This is a genomic window from Brevibacillus sp. NPDC003359 (assembly GCF_042878995.1).
Classification (GTDB): domain Bacteria; phylum Bacillota; class Bacilli; order Brevibacillales; family Brevibacillaceae; genus Brevibacillus.
This window is the reverse complement of record NZ_JBIAOR010000001.1, coordinates 1,498,026-1,516,341: the sequence shown is the minus strand read 5'-3', so window position 1 is coordinate 1,516,341 and position 18,316 is coordinate 1,498,026. Positions and strand designations below refer to the sequence as shown.

The window sequence follows — 18,316 nt, the reverse complement described above, 5'->3', positions numbered from 1 at the left end:
GGAGGGGTAACATGATTGAAGCAAAGCACATTGAAAAATCATTTTTCCTGACAAAAGCGAAAGAGGGGCGCTTTGCTTCTCTACGAACACTCTTTTCTCGTGAACGAAAGGAAGTCAAAGCCGTCCACGATATCTCCTTTTCCATAGACAGAGGCGAGTTCGTCGGATATATCGGGCCGAATGGTGCGGGGAAATCGACGACAATTAAAATGCTCGCAGGAATTCTTCATCCCAGTCATGGGGAAATACGAATAGGCGGATATAGTCCGCAGCGGGAAAGAATTCAAGTAGCCTCACAAATCGGTGTGGTGTTTGGGCAGCGAACACAGCTGTGGTGGGATCTGCCAGTCAGAGATTCCTTCGAAATTTTGCAAGCAATGTATAAGATTGAGGACAAGGCATATCGGCGATCGATGGAGGCGTATCAAGAACTGCTGGATCTACATGAATTCCTTGATACGCCAGTACGTAAGTTGTCATTAGGGCAAAGGATGAGAGCTGATTTAGCGGCGGCTTTGTTGCATGATCCGCCTGTCCTGTTTTTAGACGAGCCTACGATTGGGTTGGATGTGGTCGCGAAGACACGCATCAGAGCCTTTTTGAAAGAAGTGAATCAGTTCCAGAAGAAGACCATTCTATTGACGACTCATGATATGGACGATATTGAGCAACTCTGTAACCGGATCATCGTGATCAATCATGGCAAAAAGATGATGGATACGAGCTTGGCCGATTTGCGACGCCAGATAGGGCTGCCAAGCCTTATTCGAATTGAATTTCGACAACCGCCTGAAAAGCTTTACGAGCTAGAGGGAATCGAGCGGATGGAGCTATCAGAGAATGTGCTTTCGATTTACTTCGACAAAGGAAAAATCTCTTCGCCAAGAATCCTTGCCGATGTGGCGGGCTGGGGTGAGCCTTTGGACATTCAGATGAAAGAACCGGGGATTGAGGAGATCATTCGGCTTATTTATCGCTAGGGAAGGCTACCTATTTTCGTGATCGACACTTGTAATTCCACACCTTCTCCCTTATACTGTGTTTTGGTACCAGGTATTAAAAACAGATCGCAATCATACATAGTAGAACTGAATCCTGCTCAGGGGGTGTTCGGCATCGCCCGCTTGCCAAAAAAAGATCGCCAGTCCCGCTTAGTGCAGTATCTGGCGGAAAACCCATTTGCGACGGACGAAGATCTGGCTGAGTTATTTCACGTCAGTATTCAAACCATACGTTTAGACCGACTGGAATTAGGAATACCGGAGCTGCGTGAACGTATCAAGACAGTCGCAGAGAAAAGTCTTGATCCTGTAAAAGCACTGGGCATCGATGAAATCATCGGTGAAATAATTGATCTACAGCTCGATTCACAGGCCATTTCCGTACTGGAAATTAAAGATGAGCACGTTTTTTCGAAAACACAAATTGCCAGAGGGCATTATATATTTGCTCAGGCCAACTCATTGGCAGTAGCAGTAATCAACGCAGAGGTAGCGCTGACAGCAACGGCGAGAATCCGCTTTGTCCGTCCTGTACGAGCAGGAGAGAAATTGGTTGCCAAAGCAGTGGTGAGAAGCCGTAGCGGCGACGAATGCAAGGTGCGTGTAGAGACGAAGGTCCAAGGCGAATTAGTCTTTACCGCCACCTTCCGTGTGGTTGAAATGTCGCGTTACAATAACAGCATGGATGAGGAGTAAGGAGGAGTCACGGTTGCGAATTGCAGTGGATGCGATGGGCGGCGATCACGCACCGAAGAGTACTGTATTAGGGGCGTTAGCTGCCATCAAGGAAAACCCAGCCATTACGGTTGTATTGGTGGGAGATGAACAGGCTATTCGGAACCACTTGCCGCAAGATCTGCCGGCAAACATCGAAGTCGTTCCAACAGCGGAAGTGATTATGCCAGATGATGAACCGGTTCGAGCTGTTCGGCGTAAGAAAAATTCTTCGCTGGTCGTAGCTGTTGAGATGGCGCGCGAGAAAAAAGTGGACGCGATGATCTCTGCAGGGAATACGGGTGCATTAATGACAGCAGGCTTGTTATACGCAGGTCGCATGGATGGAATCGAGCGGCCTGCGCTTTGTGCCTATATCCCAAATACAAAAGGCCGGGTAACATTGACGCTGGACGTTGGTGCCAATATGGATGCTAAGCCACATCAGCTCGTACAATACGCGCTGATGGGTAGCTTGTATGCTGAAAAAGTGTTGGGCTTCGAGCGTCCGACAGTCGGTTTGCTCAACGTCGGAACGGAAGAGGGAAAAGGTAACGAGCTGACGAAAGCTGTTTTTCCTCTCCTTCAAGAAGCTGACTTGAACTTTGTAGGAAATGTGGAAGCACGCGATGTTATGCAAGGAGCATGTGATGTGCTCGTATGCGACGGTTTTGTCGGAAATGTTTTGTTAAAAGCCGTAGAGGGTGCTGCCTCCACAATCTTTTCGCAGTTGAAACAGGAGTTTACTTCCAGCCTGATTAATAAGGTAGGAGCGGCTATTCTGAAACCGGGATTGGTTCGCTTCAAAAAGAAAATGGATTATGCGGAGTACGGTGGTGCTCCATTACTGGGATTGAAATCCCCTGTGATCAAGGCCCACGGTTCTTCAAATGAACGCGCGATGAAAAACGCGATCGTCAGTGCTACGCGGTTTATTCAGCAGGACGTGAACGAGATTATCCAGCAATCATTACAGAAAAATACTTTGGGAGAAAGCGAGTGAAGCAGATGAGTGGAAAGCGTTCAGTAGGGATTTTGTCTACAGGCTCTTATACCCCAGAGCGGGTGTTGACGAACTTTGATCTGGAGAAAATGGTGGAAACTTCTGATGAGTGGATTGTTTCCCGTACTGGAATCAGAGAACGCCGCATTAGCTCACCGGAGCAAGCTTCCTCCGATTTGGCTTACGAGGCTGCCAAAGAAGCGCTCGATAAAGCAAACATCAGCGCGGAACAGTTGGATATGATCATTGTAGCTACCGTAACGCCTGACATGTCGTTCCCGTCTACTGCTTGCTTGCTGCAAGAAAAGCTGGGTGCTACACGTGCCGCTGCGATGGATCTTTCCGCGGCTTGCACGGGCTTTTTGTACGGAATTACGACAGCGGCTCAGTTTATTGAAAATGGATTTTATAAAAAAGTATTGGTCGTAGGCGTTGAGACCTTGTCCAAAATTACGAATTACAAAGATCGAAATACTTGTGTTCTGTTCGGAGATGGTGCGGGCGCTGCTGTTATCGGTGAAGTGACCGAGGGCTACGGCTTCCAGGCCTTTGAGCTTGGAGCAGATGGATCAGGCGGTTCCCTCTTGTGCCAGCCGGCAGGTGGTTCCAGAACGCCTGCATCTGCTGAGTCTGTCGAACAAGGATTGCACTACCTCTACATGGCAGGCGGAGAAGTTTTCAAATTCGCTGTTCGCGTCATGAATTCAGCAACAGAAGCTGTTTTGGTCAAAGCGGGTGTATCGAAGGATGAGATCGACCTGTTGGTGCCGCATCAGGCAAATAAACGAATCATTGACTCTGCCGTACAGCGTTTCGGTCTGTCTGAGGATAAAGTAGCGATTAACCTGGATCGCTATGGAAACATGTCCTCTGCTTCGATTCCAGTAGCGTTGGATGAAGCAGTAAAGGCTGGTCGCGTAAAAGAAGGCGATAACCTTATTCTGGTTGGGTTTGGTGGCGGTTTGACTTGGGGAGCGACGCTCTTGAAGTGGTGCACGACCCCGGCAGAAGGGAGCAAGTAGGAATGGGTAAAGTAGCCTTTGTTTTTCCAGGGCAAGGTTCACAATTTGTAGGAATGGGGCAAGCCCTCTCCGAACAATCAGAAGCGGCTCGTCGCATATTTGAGCAGGCTGATGAAGCGCTCGGCTTTTCCTTGTCGGGACTGTGTTTTGCAGGACCAGAAGAGGATTTGAAGCTGACAGCAAACGCACAGCCAGCTATTTTGACAGCAAGCATCGCTGTTTTGGCAGCATTGAACGAAAAATTGCCTGACTATAAGCCTGCGTTCGTAGCGGGTCACAGCTTGGGTGAGTATTCTGCTTTGGTTGCAGCAGGGGCCTTGTCCTTTACTGATGCAGTCAAAACGGTGCGAGCTCGTGGTCAGCTCATGGAAGAGGCAGTGCCAGCGGGACAAGGTGCAATGGCCGCTGTCTTGAACATGGATCGCACGGCACTGCATGCGGTTTGCGAAGAAGTAACAGCATCTGGACATCCTGTTCAATTGGCGAACATGAACTGCCCAGGGCAAATTGTGATCTCTGGTTCTGCCGAAGGTGTTAAGCTGGCCGGTGAAAAAGCGAAAGAAGCGGGAGCAAAACGCGTTCTTCCATTAAATGTAAGTGGTCCGTTTCACTCGAGCTTGATGCAGCCGGCAGCAGATAAACTGCAAGAAGTTTTGGCTGGCGTTACGGTACAAGAAGCAACTGTGCCTGTAGTGGCAAACGTAACGGCTAGACCAGTGACTGAGGCTACAACGATTGCGGATCAATTAGTTCAACAAGTTTCCGCCCCTGTTTTGTGGGAGGATTCTGTACAATGGATGGTCGAAGCAGGAGTGACGACCTTTGTAGAAATCGGTCCAGGAAAAGTTTTGGCCGGTTTGATCAAGAAAATCGCACCAGCGGATACAACGATTATCTCTGTACAGGATATGGATTCGCTTACTGAGCTTTTGAACGGAGGGGTACTATGCTAACAGGAAAAACAGCACTCGTCACAGGTGCTTCGCGTGGTATTGGGCGTGCAATTGCATTGAAGCTGGCAGAAGCTGGCGCCAATGTAGTTGTCAATTATGCAGGTAGTGAAGCGGCAGCAAGCGAGACCGTTGCGCTTATTAAAGAAATGGGCCGCGATGCCATCATGATTCGCGCGAACGTTTCTTCTACAGAAGATGTCAATGACATGTTCAAAGCTGCTCTGGATCATTTTGGTGCGATCGATATTCTCGTGAACAATGCGGGAATTACTCGCGACAACCTGATCATGCGCATGAAAGAAGACGAGTGGGATGATGTGATTGCGACGAATCTGAAGGGTGTATTCAACTGCGTAAAGGCAGCGACTCGCCCAATGATGAAGCAACGTTCAGGCAAAATCATCAACATCACTTCTGTGGTAGGTGTTTTGGGGAACGCAGGACAGGCTAACTATGTGGCAGCAAAAGCTGGCGTCATCGGCTTGACGAAGACAGCTGCTCGCGAACTGGCTAGCCGTAACATCACGGTGAATGCTGTCGCACCAGGATTTATCGATACAGAAATGACTGCTGTATTGCCGGAGGATGTAAAAGCAGGATTGACTAGCCAAATCCCGCTTGCTCGTTTGGGACAAACAGATGATATCGCATCTGTTGTACTGTTCCTGGCATCTGATGCAGCGAACTACATGACAGGTCAAACTCTGCATGTAGACGGCGGTATGTACATGTAGGAAGAAAACCCCAATCGAGCGTTTTCACGAAAACTGGTTTTTTGAAAGCTCATCCACTATAATACGGGAGAGGGGGTGAAGCAAGATGGCAGATACTTTGGAGCGTGTGAAGAAAATCATCGTCGATCGTCTGGGTGTAGATGAGTCCAAAATTACTTTGGAAGCTTCTTTTAAAGAAGACCTGGGCGCTGACTCCCTGGATGTGGTTGAACTCGTAATGGAACTCGAAGATGAGTTTGATTTAGAGATTTCCGACGAAGATGCTGAAAAGATCACTTCTGTTGGTGAGGTTGTTAAATACATAGAATCTCACAAGTAGTTGATCTGTTGGAAGTCCCGTACCATACGGGACTTCTCCTTCAATAGCCACCTGTACATATTTCAAACAAATACACGTTTTGCATGAAGTGAATGTAAGAAGCTGACTGCTGGACTTTCATATAGAGGTGATTGCACAATGAAACGCAGAGTGGTGATTACGGGTGTTGGTGTCGTTTCTCCAGTGGGAAATGACGCGCAGACTTTTTGGAACAGCTTGCTGGAAGGAAAATCAGGCATTGACCGTCTGACTGCTTTTGACGCTTCTGATTATCCAACGCAAATTGCAGGCGAAGTGAAAGACTTCGATCCTGAGCAATATATGGACAAGAAAGATATTCGACGTACAGACCGATTCGTTCAGTTTGGATTAGCTGCTGCCAAAATGGCTGTAGAAGATGCGAAACTGGAGATCACGCCAGAAAATGCGGAACGAGTGGGTGTATACATCGGGTCCGGAATCGGTGGTCTGTCTACATGGGAAGAACAGCATTCTGTACTTTTGGAGAAGGGGCCACGTCGTGTAAGTCCGTTCTTCATTCCGATGCTGATTGCGAACATGGCGTCTGGAGCAGTATCCATCCAATACGGTGCTAAAGGACCGACTTCCAGTGCGATTACCGCTTGTGCGACAGGTACAAATGCGATTGGTGATGCACTGCGTCTGATTCAGTTCGATCACGCAGATGTCATGATCGCAGGTGGGGCAGAAGCAACCGTGCGTCCAATGGCATTTGCAGGCTTCTGCTCAGCGAAGGCGATGTCCACCAGTAACGATGAGCCACAAAAAGCAAGCCGTCCGTTTGACAAAGATCGCGATGGCTTCGTTATGGGTGAAGGCGCTGGTGTTCTGATCCTGGAAGAGCTCGAGCATGCAAAAAAACGTGGAGCAACGATCATCGCGGAAGTCATTGGCTACGGGATGAGTGCAGATGCTCACCATATTACTTCTCCATCTCCTGGTGGCGAAGGGGCGGCACGTTGCATGGCAAGCGCGCTGAAAGACGCTGGCGTAGACCCATCTGAGGTAAACTATATTAATGCACATGGTACCTCCACTGGCCAAGGCGATATCGCAGAAACACAAGCGATCAAGAGTGTGTTTGGCGAGCATGCCTACAAGCTGGCTGTCAGTTCGACCAAATCGATGACAGGCCATCTGTTGGGTGCTACAGGTGGTATCGAGGCAATAGCGACGGCATATGCGTTGCGTGATCAAGTACTGCCTCCAACAATCAACTTGGAAAACCCGGATCCAGAATGTGATCTGGACTATGTTCCAAATCATGCGCGCAAGGCGACCGTCAATGTGGCTGTTTCCAATACATTTGGATTCGGCGGTCACAATGCAACGGTAATCCTGAAGCGATACGAAGCATAAATGAGCCCTACTGAGAGAAAAAGTAGGCAGTCTCCTGGAATGGTGGTGAGGGTGATGAATTTTGCACAGCTGCAAGAAACGATAGGCTTTCGCTTTCGCGATGAAAGTGTTTTGCGGCAGGCATTCACCCATTCTTCCTACGTGAACGAGCAACGCGGCAAACGAATATCAGACAATGAGCGGCTGGAGTTTTTGGGGGATGCTGTGTTGGAATTGACCGTCTCCCAGTTTCTATATAAAACTTTTCCGAAGATGAGCGAAGGGGAAATGACGAAGCTGCGTGCGGCCATTGTCTGTGAACCTTCTCTCGTCAAGTTTGCTGAACTGTTAAATTTTGGCGATCTCGTATTGCTGGGAAAAGGGGAGGAGCTGACAGGTGGACGTCAGCGACCAGCCTTGCTAGCGGACGTTTTTGAGGCATTTGTAGGTGCGCTTTACTTAGATCAGGGCTTAGATGCTGTCTTTTCCTTTATGGAAAAATACGTTTACCCGCGCATCGACAAGGGAGAGTTTGCCCAGGTAACCGACTTCAAGAGCCAGTTGCAGGAATTTGTTCAACAAGACAATCTGGGAGACATCCATTACCGAATTGTAGAAGAAAAAGGACCAGCTCATAATCGAGAATTCGTATCTGAGGTGCTTTTGAACAATCGTTCGCTTGGCATCGGCTCGGGCCGTTCCAAAAAAGAAGCGGAACAGCAAGCTGCCGCACGAGCGTTGGTCAAGCTGGGGGATAAATAATCATTCGTCAGTGAGAAGGGCTGCATCATCTGCTATAAGATGGTGCAGCTTTTTTCTTTCGAGTGGGAAACATAGGGAAAATACTGCGAGATGACTGCTATCTATGATACACTTACCTACAGATGACCATGTAGGCTCGTAGTAGGTAGCTCCTGTTCGATGCAGGGGCTTCTTTTCGGGTACCATCCGATCCTTGCATGTTTGAAATCTATCAGTTTGGCAGGCAGTCTTGGATGGTTTCTTAAGGAGGACCGTAAGTATGTATTTGAAACGCCTGGAGCTGGCTGGATTCAAGTCCTTTGCCGATCGCACGGAATTGGAATTTGTACCAGGGGTAACAGCCGTAGTTGGACCGAATGGTAGTGGGAAAAGTAACGTTTCTGATTCAATCCGCTGGGTACTGGGGGAACAGAGCGCGAAGTCATTGCGTGGAGCGAAAATGGAAGACATTATTTTCGCGGGTAGTGACAAGCGCAAGCCAGTGAATTTCGCAGAAGTGACACTCACCTTGGACAATACTGATCGTTCACTCGATGTGGAATATTCGGAGGTTTCCGTTACCCGCAGAGTGTATCGTTCTGGTGACAGTGAGTACTACATAAACAACAGATCCTGCCGTCTAAAAGACATCATGGAGATGTTCATGGATACCGGGCTGGGAAAAGAAGCGTATTCCATTATCGGTCAAGGAAAAATTGAGGAAATTCTCAGTACCAAGTCCGAGGATCGCCGTGGAATATTTGAAGAAGCAGCCGGAATCGTCAAATACAAAACACGCAAGCGCGAGGCTGAGAAAAAGCTCGATGACACCGAACAAAATCTGGTGCGTATTCACGATATCGTCAGTGAAATTACGGAGCAGATCGGACCTTTGCAGGAACAGGCAGAAACAGCCAAGACGTACAAGGAGCTTCATCGCAAGCTGATTGAGCATGAGGTAGCTCTTTACGTGCAACAAATCGAAGCAGCTCACACGAAGTGGGAAGCAGCCACAGGAAGCGTAGAGGAACTCAAGCACCTGTTAATTGGACAAACGACCGAAGCATCCAAGCAAGAAGCTGATTTGGAGCAGGCACGTTTTCATGTCACCCAAATTGACCAATCTATCGAAGAGCTGCAACAAGTACTTTTGACAGTCAGTGAAGAGACTGAGAAAGTCGAAGGACAACGTGAGGTATTGCGGGAGCGTATGCGCAATCTCAATGCCAATCGCCAGCAAACGATGGAGCAAATGCATCGGATTACAGAGAAGCAGCACGGTCTTGAGGCAGAACTGGCAGAAGAACAAGAGCGGGCCAAGGAAGCGGATCGCCGAATGACCGAAGCCCACGCTTCGTTGCAAGAAGCAGAAGGTCAATTTTTTTCCATGGTGCAATCTCTGACAGATGATGTAGAGCGATTGAAGAGTGATTACTTCGAAAAGCTCAACGAAATGGCGAATCTGCGCAACGAAAATCGCCATCAAGAGCAACTTCTCAAGACAAGCGAGGCACGAGTGGAACGTCAGTTGTCTGGAAAGAAACAGCTCGATCAGGAAGAAGAGCAGCGACAAGCTCAGCTGAGCCAGCTCCACGATCAACTGGAGAAGATCGTCTCTACCATTCAAGAAACAGGCGTCAGATACAAAGAGCTTGTCGAGGGCATGCGCGAAGGACAAGCCCGCCTCGAAACAGCCCGTCGAGAGCTGCGTCACTGGGAACAAAAGCGGGAAGCAGCCAAGTCGCGTTTTGACCTGTTAAAAGAAATGCAGTCGGAGTTCGCAGGGTTTCAGCAAGGGGTAAAAGAAATTTTGAAAGCACGCGAGCGGGGCTTCAAAGGAATTCATGGAGCGGTGGCTGAGCTCGTTGTCGTTCCACAGCAATATGAGACGGCGATGGAAGTCGCATTGGGTGGCGCACTGCAAAACGTCGTTGTGGACGACGAAGCATCAGGTCGTGCAGCCATTGCTCACTTGAAGCAGCACAATGCAGGTAGGGCGACATTTCTACCGCTCGATGTCATCCGTCCTCGCACCTTGCAGGCAAGCGATAAGCGCCAGCTGGAAGGGGAGAGCGGAGTCGTCGGAATCGCGAGTGAGCTCGTGACCTTTGAGGAAACGTACCGACCCATTCTCGAAGGTCTGTTGGGCAACGTCATTATTACGGAAAAGCTGGAGCAGGCAAACCGTGTAGCCCGTACGCTTGGCTACCGCTATCGCGTCGTGACGCTGGAAGGCGATATCGTGAATGCAGGTGGTTCCATGACAGGGGGGGCCTTGAAAAAGAACAGCACGAACCTGCTTGGACGTAACCGTCAATCAGAAGAGTTGGAAACGCAGCTGGTAGAAATCGACCAGGCAATTTCTGGGCATACTACCTTAATGGAGCAGCTAACGAAGGAACTGACGCAAATGGAGCAGGAGCAAGAAGCCCTGCGTACAGAAGGCGAGAGTCTGCGACTGAAAGAACAGGAAGTAAAAGGGCTCTTGCAGCAAAAAGAATCGGAAGGCAGATCCTTGGGCGAGCGAGCAAAGCTTGTTGAACAAGATATTGAAGGCTATCGCCGCGAGATGGAAGAAGCCAAGCGCAAGCAAGAGCAGCTCCAAGCCTCTTTGACTGCCATGGAGCAAGAGGAAAAAGAGCTCGGTGCGCGGATTGCAGAAGCAGAGGCGAAACGCCAGGAGCAGCTCGAATCCAAAGAAGAAATGAATCAAAAAATAACCAGTCTCAAAGTACTGAATGCGCAGGTCAAGCAAGAGTATCAATCACGCTTGGAGCAAACAGAACGCTTGCAGGAGCAAAAAAGTCAGTTGCAGCACGAATGGGAAGAGCAAAATGCGAACTTGGCATCTCTTGATGAGCTGGAACGTACGAACGAATCGTCCGGGCTTGAGTTGGATCAGCGCATTAGCGAATTGCGTCAGGATAAAGACCGTGTAGCTGGCTTGATTCAAGAGCGGCGAAGTGAGCGGGCGACTCTCTTTTACAAACAGGAGCAAGTAGAACAGCAGGTGAAGGAAATCCGCCGCGAGGTTAAATCGCTCGAGGAAAAGCTCCATCAGGAAGAAGTAAAAGTCAACCGCAACGAGGTAGAGCTCGATCATCTGTTGAAAAAACTCTCCGAAGAATACGAAATGAGCTACGACCTGGCGAAGCAAAAATATCCGGCACGTGGCGAGATTCAGGAAGAGACACAAGTGGTCAATCGTCTCAAAAAGCAGATTGGGGCACTTGGCACTGTGAATCTCGGCGCGATTGAGGAATATGAGCGCTTGTCCGAGCGTCAGCAGTTCTTAAGCTCGCAGGAAGCTGATTTGAATGAAGCAAAAGACATGCTCTATCAAGTGATTCAAGAAATGGACGCAGAGATGTCGCGCCGCTTCAAAGAAACATTTGATGCGATCTCGGAGCAATTCCGCGACGTGTTTGTCCAACTGTTTGGAGGAGGACGCGCAGATCTCGTACTGTCCAACCCAGATAACCTGCTTGAGACGGGTATCGATATTGTGGCACAGCCACCTGGCAAGAAGCTGCAAAATCTTGCGCTCTTATCCGGGGGCGAACGTGCGTTGACTGCAATGGCCTTGCTATTTGCCATCCTGCGTGTGAAGCCAGTGCCATTCTGTGTATTGGATGAGGTAGAAGCCGCTTTGGATGAGGCAAACGTTAACCGTTTCGCCGAGTACATGCACCATTTCAGCAACCAGACCCAGTTTATTTGCGTCACACACAGAAAAGGCACCATGGAGAGCGCAGACGTGCTATACGGTATCACGATGCAGGAGGGCGGCGTGTCCAAACTCGTCTCCGTGAAGCTGGAGGACAGTGACAAGTTTATCGAATCAGCCTCTTAAACGGATTTGCCATTCAATTGATATTACCCGCAAAGGAAGATGAACATGAGTTTTTTCAAGCGCCTTCGTGATGCTATTGTCCAAAAGTCCGAAGAGGTCACCCAGAAGTTTACAGATGGTCTGGCGAAAACGAGAGACCTGCTAGTAGAAAAAGTAGAGGATCTGGTACGTCGCTATAAAAAGATCGACGATGACTTTTTTGATGAATTAGAAGAAATCTTGATTACGTCCGATGTGGGCGTCAATACCGTGATGGAGCTCATTGACGACCTGCGTACAGAAGTGCGCAAGCAAAAAATCGAGGATGCGATTGATCTACAGCCGATTCTCTCAGAAAAACTGGTTGCCCTTTTGAAAAATGATGATGCCGCGGATACGACTCTGAACGTAGAGGACGGTCGCCTGAACGTCATTTTGTTCGTAGGGGTAAACGGAGTAGGGAAAACGACCACGATCGGTAAAATGGCGCATATGTTCAAGCAGCAGAATAAAAAAGTGCTGCTGGCAGCGGGTGACACGTTCCGCGCGGCAGCGATTGAACAGCTGGAAGTCTGGGGAGAGCGCGTAGGTGTCGACGTAATCAAGCAGCAGCAAGGCTCTGATCCGGCAGCAGTAATCTACGATGCGATTCATGCAGCGAAATCCCGACAGGTCGATGTACTGTTGTGCGATACCGCAGGCCGCTTGCAAAACAAAGTCAATCTCATGGAAGAGCTGGCGAAGGTTCACCGCGTATTGCAACGCGAATTGCCAGGAGCTCCGCACGAGGTCCTGCTAGTTTTGGACGCTACTACTGGGCAAAATGCGCTTTCACAGGCGAAAACGTTTGGACAGTCTGCTGGTGTAACAGGTTTAGTCCTGACCAAACTGGATGGTACAGCAAAGGGCGGTATCGTCATTGCGATTCGCAACGAGTTGAACATTCCTGTGAAATACGTCGGCTTGGGTGAAAGAATGGATGACTTGCAGCAGTTTGATCCAGAGCAATTTGTTCATGCCCTGTTTGCTGGATTGATTCAAAAAGATGAAACAGAACAGCAGGAAAACACGTAAAACATAGTGTTTGGAAGATAAAAAAATGATGTCAATAAAAAACCTTGACACTAGGTGTGGAATTAGGTACTATAATCTACGTGCTGTAAAGAAAATGACTTTACAGTTTTGGAACGAGTACCTCATAGCAAAGGATTGGTTTCATGTTAGAAAAGACCAATCAAGTCAATCTCTTGTTTGACTTTTACGCGCCGCTACTCAAGGGCAAGCAACAAGAATATCTTGAGCTGTATTATCTGGACGATTTATCGCTCGGAGAAATTGCCGAGATGCATGAGGTCAGCCGCCAAGCTGTTTATGATCATATTAAGCGGGCAGAGAAGCAACTGTTTGAATACGATCAGAAGCTTCAACTCGCTGAGCGTCATGAAAAACGCATGGCCGTGTTGAATCGCATGAATGAACTTGTAAATGAGCTTTCGGAGAGCGAGACAAGAGACGAGCTGAACACTTTGCTCCACCAACTGTCAGAGATGGATTAGGAGGGCTCGCATGGCGTTTGAGAGCTTAGCCAATCGGCTGCAAAACGCGTTTGACAAACTGCGCGGCAGAGGGAAAATAGACGAGACCATCGTGAATGAAGCGATGCGTGAAGTTCGTCTGGCCCTGTTGGAAGCAGACGTTAACTTTAAAGTAGTAAAAGACTTCGTTGCTCGTGTCAAGGAGCGCGCAGTTGGTCAGGAAGTCATGAAGAGCCTGACGCCTGGTCAAATGGTGATCAAGATCGTGAATGAAGAGTTGGTCGCTCTGATGGGTGGCAATGTCGCTCAGCTCACGATGTCTCACCGCCCGCCAACTGTCATTATGATGGCAGGTCTGCAAGGGGCAGGTAAAACGACCACAACTGGTAAGCTGGCGAAGTACTTGCAAAAGCAAAACCGCAAGCCGCTTCTAGTGGCAGGGGACATTTACCGTCCTGCTGCGATCAAGCAGCTCCAGGTTTTAGGGGAGCAATTGAATGTTCCCGTCTTCACTCTCGGTGATCAAGTCAGTCCTGTTGATATCGCTCGCCAAGCGATTGAACACGCGAAGACGAATCATCTCGACGTAGTTCTTATCGATACCGCAGGTCGTCTGCATATTGATGAAGCGTTAATGGACGAGTTGAAGCAGATTCGCGAGGTAACCAAGCCCGATGAGATTTTGCTCGTCGTGGATGCGATGACAGGTCAAGATGCCGTCAATGTAGCAGAGAGCTTTAATAGCCAGCTCGAACTGACTGGTGTGGTTCTCACAAAGCTCGACGGTGATACCCGAGGCGGTGCGGCACTGTCCGTCAAAGCTGTCACTGGCAAGCCGATCAAATTCGCGGCGATGGGTGAAAAGCTGGATGCGCTCGAACCGTTCCATCCGGATCGTATGGCTTCTCGTATTTTGGGTATGGGTGACGTACTCAGCCTGATTGAAAAAGCACAGGCATCCGTGGATGAAGACAAAGCACGCGATATGGAACGCCAAATGCGTCAAGGTGAGTTTACCTTCGACATGTTCCTGGATTCCATGCAGCAGCTTCGTAACCTGGGTCCTTTTGAAGACATTCTCGGCATGCTGCCAGGAATGAACAAGATGAAGGGCAAAATGAACGTGGATGAGAAGCAGATTGCCCGCGTTGAAGCGATCGCCAAATCCATGACCAAACAAGAGCGCGCTAATCCTGATTTATTGAATGCCAACCGTCGCAAGCGCATCGCAAGCGGAAGCGGAACGAGCATTCAAGAAGTCAATCGCTTCCTCAAGCAATTCGAGGAAATGAAAAAGATGATGAAGCAATTCTCAGGCGCTGCCGACAAGATGGTCAAGAAGTCGAAGAAAAAAGGCTTAGGATTACCGTTCATGGGTAAAGGCGGAGGCAACAACCAAGGCGGGATGAACTTCCCCTTTAACTTCAAGCCACCGTTCAAGTGAGTAGGCATGATCTCTTCGCGACACTGACTTGTCAGCTGGCCGCGATGGTTCAGATATAGTAGCACCAACGCAGATGCTCTTCTAGCGTTGATTAATACAGGAGGTGACACAACATGGCAGTAAAAATCCGTCTTAAGCGTATGGGTTCCAAGAAAGCTCCTTTCTACCGTGTAGTAGTAGCTGACTCCCGTTCCCCTCGCGATGGCCGTTTCATTGAAGAAATCGGTTACTACAATCCGGTTGCACAACCGGCAGTGGTGAAAATTGATACCGACAAAGCGGTACAATGGATCCTGAATGGTGCAGCTCCGACTGATACCGTTCGTAACCTTCTCTCCAAAGAAGGCGTTATGGCAAAAGTGCACGAAACCAAATACGGCAAATAAGTCGGTCATCTGGAGGTTTGATGATGAAAGCGCTGGTCGAAACGATCGCTAAAGCTCTCGTCGATCATCCGAATGAGGTTCGTGTTAACGCAGTGGACAAAGAGCGAACCCTCGTCTTTGAATTGTCGGTGCACCCTGATGATATGGGGAAGATTATTGGCAAGCAAGGTCGAATCGCGAAAGCCCTGCGCACGGTCGTGATCGCTGCTTCCGTGGAAACGGACAAGCGTGTCACGGTTGAAATTGTATGAGAAAAGGCTGGGAGCTTTCCCAGTCTTTTTTCTAGTATCCAAGATGCTCATAAACCATGATGCTTTTTCCGAAAGGAGTGGCGAAGGTGCTTAGTATATTTCGGACAGTACAAGTCAAACTGATCATTACGGAAGCATCACGTGCTGCTCTCATTGATCAGTACAGCCAGCGACTTCGTTTGGAGCGTAAAGAGTGGGAGCAGTGGCAGTTTCAATCGAAAAAGCTTTTAACCGAGGCGAAGAAAAAGTCTGCGGATACATATGCATTGGCGCAAGAAAAAATCGCACAAGAAGAGCGTCGACGCAAGGAAAAAATAGATAACCTGACATATACTCTCCAGCAGGTAGAGAATCTCCCAGAGGGTAGCGAGATCGATTACCAGACTGTTCAAAGCCCTGTCACGATTCAAGAGGGCGATGTATGGGATGAAATAATGTCCGGAACGGAAATCATGATAAAAGATGGCCTGGTGCATGAGATTCGGTTACAAACGAATAATGGGAACAAAGAAAAGGAGGAATGAACACGTTGAGCCAAAATAGTTTTTACGGAGTAGGCAAACTGGTTAATACGCATGGCCTGCGTGGTGAAGTGCGTGTAACACCAACGACTGACTTTGCAGATCAGCGTTTTCGCAAAGGAAATGAGCTGTACTTGTTCCATCCGACACTTAGTGAGCCGCTAAAATTGAAAATCGCTTCTCGCCGCTCTCATAAAAATTTTGAAATTGTGAGCTTTCATGGCTATGAGCATATTAACGATGTCGAAAAGTACAAGGGCGGAGAGTTGAAAATTCCAGAGGAAGCGTTGATGAAATTAGAAGAGGACGAGTTCTACATTCATCAGCTCGTCGGATGCGTTGTGGTAACCGACGAGGGCGAAGAACTGGGGAAAATCGTGGATGTCATGCAGCCAGGAGCAAACGATGTGTGGGTAGTGAAGGGGAAACGTGGAGAAATTCTGCTGCCGTACATCGATGAATGCATCAAGGAAGTGGACATCGCGAACAAACGTGTGGTCTGCCATCTGATGGAAGGCTTGCTGTAGGAGGAATTTCAGATGCGGATCGATATTTTTACGCTCTTTCCCGAGATGTTTACAGGCGTCTTGTCCAGCAGCATTTTGGGAAAAGCAAGCGAAAAAGACCTGGTTGATTTTCACGTCACCAATTTTCGCGATTTCTCTGAGAGCAAGCACGGTACGGTAGACGACACCCCATATGGCGGTGGTGGAGGAATGGTCTTGAAACCAGAGCCGTTGTTCCGGGCCGTAGAAGCCTTGACGGGAGAGAAAAAACCCCGAGTGATTCTGATGTGTCCACAGGGTGTGCCTTATCATCAGAAGCTGGCAGAAGAGTTAGCACAAGAAGAGCACCTTGTCTTCATTTGCGGTCATTATGAAGGGTACGACGAGCGAATTCGGGAGCATCTCGTCACAGATGAAATTTCGATTGGCGACTACGTTCTGACAGGGGGAGAGCTCGCGGCGATGGTGGTCATTGACAGTGTCGTTCGTTTGCAACCAGGAGCGTTGGGCAACCAGACGTCAGCTGTCGAAGATTCCTTTTCAACGGGACTGCTCGAATACCCTCATTACACAAGACCGGCTGAGTTTCGTGGCTGGAAGGTGCCAGACGTACTGTTGTCGGGGCACCACTCCAATATTGAAAGCTGGCGGTTAAAAGAATCGCTGCGTCGAACAAAAGCACGGCGTCCAGATTTGTTGGAAAAGCTTGCGCTGACAGCTGAAATGAAAAAGCTATTGGCTGAATTGGAACAAGAAAAAAAGTAGGGAACAAATAGGAGAAGAGTCTTGTAGATTTGTGCCTACTGTGTTACTATATTTCTTGTGGCAATTTTGCCCGCTGACTAAGGCGGTCCGCTACTCGTAACGCAGCCCAAGCGGCTGGACCTATGGGTTAGACGAGTAAGAACGTCTATCGGAAGGAGGAAATTCAAATGAACCAAATTATCCGTGAACTGGAAAAAGCGCAACTGAAACAGGACATTCCTGCGTTCCGACCTGGTGACACTGTTCGTGTACACGTTAAGGTTATCGAGGGTCAGCGTGAGCGTATCCAGCTGTTCGAAGGCGTATGCATTCGCCGTCGCGGTACAGGTGTCAGCGAAACATTTACTGCTCGTAAGATTTCTTACGGCGTAGGTGTTGAGCGTACATTCCCAGTACACACGCCTAAGATCGACAAGATCGAAATCGTGCGTCATGGTAAAGTACGTCGTGCGAAACTGTACTATCTGCGCGATCGCGTAGGTAAAGCAGCTCGTATTAAAGAAATTCGTCGATAAGCGTAACGCTTAGAAAGAGGACTGGCCTGCTTGCCAGGCCTCTTTTTTCCATTTAACGATCTTGAAATAAAATAGTTCATCTTGACATATGTTACAGCTAAGGTTGGACGAGCTTTCATGGGAGGATCGTAAGCTATGAGCGAAGAAATTACCTCCAGTCATAAGAAGAAAAATGAACTATGGGAATGGATAAAGGCACTTGGGATCGCTTTAGTCTTGGCGTTTCTCATTCGTACCTTTTTGTTCGCACCGTTTATTGTAGAAGGCGAATCCATGGAAAGTACATTACATAATAGCGAAAAATTAGTGGTAAACAAGGCTATTTACTTTTTGCAAGATCCAAAGCCTGGTGAAATCATCGTGTTCCATGCTGAAAAGGAACGGGATTACATCAAGAGAGTCATTGCTGTTGAGGGTGATACAGTTGAGGTCAAAAGCGATCAGCTGCTGGTCAATGGCAAAGTGGTAGAGGAACCGTATCTTGCACAATTTAAAGAACAAGCGAAGCAGCAGGGAGAGCCGTTCTTTACCCACGATTTTCCCCCTGTCCAAATACCAGCAGACCATATCTTTGTGATGGGCGACAACAGGTTGAACAGTCATGACAGCAGAGCCATCGGTCCTGTTGCCGTCAGTACGGTTGTTGGTAGAGCTGAATTTACATTTTGGCCGGTTGCGGGAATTCGCTTGACAAGATAACGTAAAGCTTCAAGGT

Annotated in this window: 20 protein-coding genes; all 20 read left to right on the top strand. The window is 48.6% G+C overall.

The window, feature by feature from the left end; genetic code table 11:
- The first annotated feature begins 11 nt into the window (after positions 1-11).
- Complete coding sequence (locus ACFYU8_RS06930; RefSeq protein ID WP_390294573.1) at positions 12-980, top strand: ABC transporter ATP-binding protein; 969 nt, start codon at positions 12-14, stop codon at positions 978-980.
- A gap of 126 nt (positions 981-1,106) precedes the next feature.
- Positions 1,107-1,697 (top strand): transcription factor FapR, encoded by a 591-nt coding sequence (gene fapR / locus ACFYU8_RS06925; protein ID WP_390297205.1) that lies wholly within the window; start codon positions 1,107-1,109, stop codon positions 1,695-1,697.
- A 13-nt stretch (positions 1,698-1,710) separates the two neighbouring features.
- Positions 1,711-2,718, top strand: coding sequence for a phosphate acyltransferase PlsX (gene plsX / locus ACFYU8_RS06920; protein ID WP_390294575.1), 1,008 nt, complete (start codon positions 1,711-1,713; stop codon positions 2,716-2,718).
- A gap of 5 nt (positions 2,719-2,723) precedes the next feature.
- Entirely contained in the window at positions 2,724-3,740 is a 1,017-nt protein-coding gene (locus tag ACFYU8_RS06915) for a beta-ketoacyl-ACP synthase III (RefSeq protein ID WP_390297208.1), read from the top strand.
- A gap of 2 nt (positions 3,741-3,742) precedes the next feature.
- Positions 3,743-4,693, top strand: a complete 951-nt coding sequence (gene fabD / locus ACFYU8_RS06910) for an ACP S-malonyltransferase (RefSeq protein ID WP_390294577.1) — start codon at positions 3,743-3,745, stop codon at positions 4,691-4,693.
- Positions 4,687-5,427: a 3-oxoacyl-[acyl-carrier-protein] reductase gene (gene fabG / locus ACFYU8_RS06905; RefSeq protein ID WP_047068008.1), complete on the top strand. Its 741-nt coding sequence runs from the start codon at positions 4,687-4,689 to the stop codon at positions 5,425-5,427. Before fabD ends, fabG begins: the two co-directional genes overlap by 7 nt.
- An 85-nt stretch (positions 5,428-5,512) precedes the next feature.
- On the top strand, positions 5,513-5,746 hold the full coding sequence (gene acpP / locus ACFYU8_RS06900; protein WP_005834336.1) for an acyl carrier protein: 234 nt from the start codon (positions 5,513-5,515) through the stop codon (positions 5,744-5,746).
- A 138-nt stretch (positions 5,747-5,884) separates the two neighbouring features.
- Positions 5,885-7,126 carry a beta-ketoacyl-ACP synthase II gene (gene fabF, locus ACFYU8_RS06895; protein WP_390294579.1) on the top strand — a complete coding sequence of 414 codons (1,242 nt, stop codon included), beginning with the start codon at positions 5,885-5,887 and terminating at the stop codon, positions 7,124-7,126.
- Between the two features lie 54 nt (positions 7,127-7,180).
- Positions 7,181-7,867 (top strand): ribonuclease III, encoded by a 687-nt coding sequence (gene rnc, locus ACFYU8_RS06890; protein WP_026043146.1) that lies wholly within the window; start codon positions 7,181-7,183, stop codon positions 7,865-7,867.
- Between the two features lie 259 nt (positions 7,868-8,126).
- Positions 8,127-11,699, top strand: coding sequence for a chromosome segregation protein SMC (gene smc, locus ACFYU8_RS06885; protein WP_390294582.1), 3,573 nt, complete (start codon positions 8,127-8,129; stop codon positions 11,697-11,699).
- Positions 11,700-11,744: 45 nt separating this feature from the next.
- Positions 11,745-12,752: a signal recognition particle-docking protein FtsY gene (gene ftsY / locus ACFYU8_RS06880; protein ID WP_390294584.1), complete on the top strand. Its 1,008-nt coding sequence runs from the start codon at positions 11,745-11,747 to the stop codon at positions 12,750-12,752.
- Positions 12,753-12,895: 143 nt separating this feature from the next.
- Positions 12,896-13,234 carry a putative DNA-binding protein gene (locus tag ACFYU8_RS06875; protein WP_390294587.1) on the top strand — a complete coding sequence of 113 codons (339 nt, stop codon included), beginning with the start codon at positions 12,896-12,898 and terminating at the stop codon, positions 13,232-13,234.
- Between the two features lie 10 nt (positions 13,235-13,244).
- Positions 13,245-14,657, top strand: a complete 1,413-nt coding sequence (gene ffh, locus ACFYU8_RS06870; RefSeq protein ID WP_390294589.1) for a signal recognition particle protein — start codon at positions 13,245-13,247, stop codon at positions 14,655-14,657.
- A gap of 113 nt (positions 14,658-14,770) precedes the next feature.
- A complete protein-coding gene (gene rpsP, locus ACFYU8_RS06865) occupies positions 14,771-15,043 on the top strand; it encodes a 30S ribosomal protein S16 (RefSeq protein ID WP_007719713.1) in 273 nt (90 codons plus the stop codon).
- A gap of 23 nt (positions 15,044-15,066) precedes the next feature.
- Positions 15,067-15,294, top strand: a complete 228-nt coding sequence (locus ACFYU8_RS06860; RefSeq protein WP_007719711.1) for a KH domain-containing protein — start codon at positions 15,067-15,069, stop codon at positions 15,292-15,294.
- Between the two features lie 86 nt (positions 15,295-15,380).
- Positions 15,381-15,818 (top strand): YlqD family protein, encoded by a 438-nt coding sequence (locus ACFYU8_RS06855; RefSeq protein ID WP_390294591.1) that lies wholly within the window; start codon positions 15,381-15,383, stop codon positions 15,816-15,818.
- Positions 15,815-16,342 carry a ribosome maturation factor RimM gene (rimM, locus tag ACFYU8_RS06850; RefSeq protein ID WP_390294593.1) on the top strand — a complete coding sequence of 176 codons (528 nt, stop codon included), beginning with the start codon at positions 15,815-15,817 and terminating at the stop codon, positions 16,340-16,342. Before ACFYU8_RS06855 ends, rimM begins: the two co-directional genes overlap by 4 nt.
- 12 nt (positions 16,343-16,354) lie before the next feature.
- Positions 16,355-17,086 (top strand): tRNA (guanosine(37)-N1)-methyltransferase TrmD, encoded by a 732-nt coding sequence (gene trmD / locus ACFYU8_RS06845; protein WP_390294595.1) that lies wholly within the window; start codon positions 16,355-16,357, stop codon positions 17,084-17,086.
- A gap of 167 nt (positions 17,087-17,253) precedes the next feature.
- The gene (gene rplS / locus ACFYU8_RS06840) at positions 17,254-17,601 is read left to right on the top strand and encodes a 50S ribosomal protein L19 (RefSeq protein ID WP_007719703.1); all 348 of its coding nucleotides are present in this window, start codon (positions 17,254-17,256) and stop codon (positions 17,599-17,601) included.
- A gap of 135 nt (positions 17,602-17,736) precedes the next feature.
- Positions 17,737-18,300, top strand: a complete 564-nt coding sequence (gene lepB, locus ACFYU8_RS06835) for a signal peptidase I (protein ID WP_017249364.1) — start codon at positions 17,737-17,739, stop codon at positions 18,298-18,300.
- Positions 18,301-18,316 lie beyond the last annotated feature (16 nt).